Annotated in this window: 3 protein-coding genes; all 3 read left to right on the forward strand. The window is 45.4% G+C overall.

The genetic code is table 11. The features are described from left to right. On the forward strand, positions 1 to 1,063 hold a 1,063-nt coding region (locus F6J99_RS43425; protein WP_293123237.1), incomplete at its 5' end, for a hybrid-cluster NAD(P)-dependent oxidoreductase. Positions 1,064 to 1,408: 345 nt separating this feature from the next. Next, positions 1,409 to 1,702 (forward strand): PEP-CTERM sorting domain-containing protein, encoded by a 294-nt coding sequence (locus F6J99_RS43430; protein ID WP_293123240.1) that lies wholly within the window; start codon positions 1,409 to 1,411, stop codon positions 1,700 to 1,702. A gap of 171 nt (positions 1,703 to 1,873) precedes the next feature. Next, complete coding sequence (locus tag F6J99_RS43435; protein WP_293123242.1) at positions 1,874 to 3,112, forward strand: RNA-guided endonuclease TnpB family protein; 1,239 nt, start codon at positions 1,874 to 1,876, stop codon at positions 3,110 to 3,112. Positions 3,113 to 3,371: the final 259 nt, after the last annotated feature.

Below are 3,371 nucleotides of genomic sequence, written 5' to 3' on the forward strand. Positions count from 1 at the left end.
TGATGTAAAAACATTCCGCTTCGTTGCCGAACCACCAATACTGTTCAGCTACAAGCCAGGTCAGTTTGTCACTCTCGATTTGGAGATTGATGGCAAACCAGTGAAGCGTTCCTACTCCATCTCTTCGGCCCCCTCACGTCCTCATACCTTGGAAATTACTGTCAAGAGAGTTCCAGCACCACCAGACGCTCCTGATCTGCCAGCGGGTTTGGTGTCTAACTGGTTGCACGACAACATCAACGTCGGATCCGAGGTGAGATTAAATGGTCCAATGGGTAAATTTACCTGTGCTGACCATAGGGCTGATAAACTGCTGTTGATCTCAGCAGGTAGTGGGATTACCCCGATGATGTCCATGTCCAAATGGCTTTGTGATACCGGTGCTGATGTCGATGTTGTATTTGTCCACAGTGCTCGTAGCCCACAAGACATCATCTTCCGTCAGAAATTAGAGTTGATGGCAGCTTTGTACCCTAATTTTAAGCTGGCGATTACTACGACTCGCCCAGAACTCCATCAAGCTTGGTCGGGTTATACCGGAAGACTCAATCAAGCCATGCTGCAACAGATGGCTCCAGATTTTCGCGATCGCATTGTTTATGTCTGTGGTCCGAATCCCTTTATGGCAGGGGTGAAAGGGATGCTAGCGGGTCTAGACTTCCCCATGGAAAACTACCATGAAGAGAGCTTTGGCGGCAAAAAGCCCTCAAAAAAGAAAGCAACAGCAGCAACTCCTGAACCAGTCAAAGGGGAACATCGTCCTAGACTACACCTAGTACAATCACCATCAACCTCTAATGAACCCACTGTGGTTTTTGCAGAGTCTGGAAAAGAGGTTACCTGTGATGGGGAGGATGTCATCCTAGATGTGGCAGAACAAGAAGGGGTACCATTACCAAGCGGTTGCCGGATGGGAGCCTGTGGTGCTTGTAAGCGAAAGCTTCTAGAAGGGAAGGTAGAGTATGATGATGAGCCTGACGCTCTGGAAGACGAGGAACGGCAGCAAGGGATGATTTTGACTTGTGTGGCTCGTCCTGTAGGACGAGTAGTGGTTAGCGCCTAAACATGTCTTGTCAAGGGTACTCTGAATCGAGACTATACTCGTCCCGTTCGAGCAATTCGCGAACTTGGTGAGCTGGGCTTAATCGGTGAATTCGATGAAGAGCTGGGAGGCTTTGCTATCGAATCTTATGGTGGACCAGAACTACAAACGATCAGGCAATTAGCCAGTGATTTCATTACCTACCAAACTCCTGGTGCCGATCCATCCCCTCCATTTGCCGAATTCACCTCAGGACATAGTGCTTTCAGTCCTGCTGCGGCTCAGATTTTCAAGCTATTTACCGGTAGTGATGAGTTCGGCAATTCAGTAACCTTTGCCCCTGGTACCTCTCGTTTTGAACCTGGTTTGACTCCGACGGATGAAGTCACCCTATTTTGGGAGACATTTTCCGATGCTGCTGATCAAGCTGGTCGTTCTCGCATCTACGGTGGCATTCACTTCGATGATGGAGATCTATTCGGCAGACAGTTAGGGCGAGACGTTGGTGGCAAGGTGTATGACCGGACATTATTCTTCATCAATGGTGGTGTTAAAGTTCCCGAACCTACCTCTGTATTGGGTATGTTAGTATTTGGTGCCTTTGGTGTTGCTTCCATGCTCAAAGGGAAACGGGGAAAATATAACCATCAATCTCAGTAAGATTATCTAAAAATTTTACGGGACTGCTCCAGGCTGAAAGCCCCGTGTTTTTAAACCGGGGATGAAAGCCAGGTAGCGACTTTAGTCGCCGTGAAAAATATTTCTAAGATAATCCGGAAATTTACTCTAGATATGGTAGAATAAATTAGAAGCGGTAGAGGTCGATAACCGATGATCATTTTAGAGTTTAAAGCAAAAGGTAAAGAGTCTCAGTACTCAGCTATAGATGAAGCTATTCGGACAGTTAAATTTATCCGAAACAGCTGTATTCGTTTATGGATGGACAACAAAGGGACGAACAAATTTGATCTTAGTAAGTACAGTAAAGTACTGGCTCATCAATTCTCTTTTGCGTCGGAGTTAAACTCTACAGCTCGCCAGGCTGCGTCAGAAAGAGCATGGTCATCGATTGGCCGTAGGCCACGCTTCGCGAACGTCCGCTTTTATGACAACTGCAAGAAAAAAGTACCTGGGAAGAAAGGGTTTCCCCGCTTCCAAAAACACTGTCGTTCTGTCGAGTATAAACAGTCGGGATGGAAGCTATCCCCTGACAAGAAGTCAATTACATTCAGTGACAAAAAAGGAATTGGAAAACTCAAGCTCAAAGGGACTTGGGACTTGTGGCGTTTTGACAAAAAGCAAATTAAGCGGGTTCGGATAGTCAAAAGAGCTGATGGCTACTATGTTCAATTCTGCGTTTCAGTTGACGTAGTTGAGGAACTAGAACCATCCAAAAGTACCATCGGGCTAGATGTGGGACTCAAAGAGTTCTACACTGATTCTGACGGCAACTCTGAACCCAATCCCAGGTTCTATAGAACTGGAGAGAAACGATTAAAGTTTTATCAACGCCGGGTTTCCCGGAAGAAGAAAGGCTCAACTAACCGTAAGAAAGCCATTAATAAACTAGGCAGGCAGCACCTTAAAATAAGTAGGCAACGCGAAGAGCACGCAAAGAGACTTGCGCGCCGTGTAATCCGGTCTAACGACTTGGTCGCCTATGAAGATTTAAGAGTAAAGAACTTAGTTAAAAATCACTGTCTTGCTAAGTCTATTAATGATGCAGGTTGGCATCAATTCAGAAAATGGTTGGAGCATTTTGGCACTAAGTTTGGTCGGGTCACTGTTGCGGTGAATCCTGCCTATACAAGCCAGAACTGCTCTGAATGCGGTGAAGTGGTTAAAAAGTCACTATCAACTAGGACTCATGTCTGCAAATGTGGTTGCAAGTTAGATCGTGACCACAATGCTGCAATCAATATTCTGAAGAGAGCCTTGGGTACGGTGGGGCACACCGGAACCTGGATCTTAGATCCAATGAACGCTTCGGGAGATTTGGCCTCTACTGTTCTTGGTTCCGGCCAGGTTCAGCAAGTCGAGTCTATGAACGAAGAATCCCCGCGTCTTTAGACCGGGGAGTGTCAACAATGGAAGTTTATAAACCCTTAGTTTCCGATTAGTCTAAAAAAGAGAAGGGAAAAGGTTTCATAACATTAACGTTTCGCCAAAAACCTTTTCCCTGGCTGAAATACCCCCAAAATTGGGGGGTATTTAGTAACAATACAGAACAAATCTAGCTATGGCAAGTCGATATATAGCATTTCCAAATGATTTGTAAACAAGGACTACCATTTTTTTATTACCAAAAAAAACTATATACTTGATTAAC

It is taken from the genome of Moorena sp. SIO4G3, from assembly GCF_010692305.1.
Lineage (GTDB): Bacteria > Cyanobacteriota > Cyanobacteriia > Cyanobacteriales > Coleofasciculaceae > Moorena > Moorena producens_A.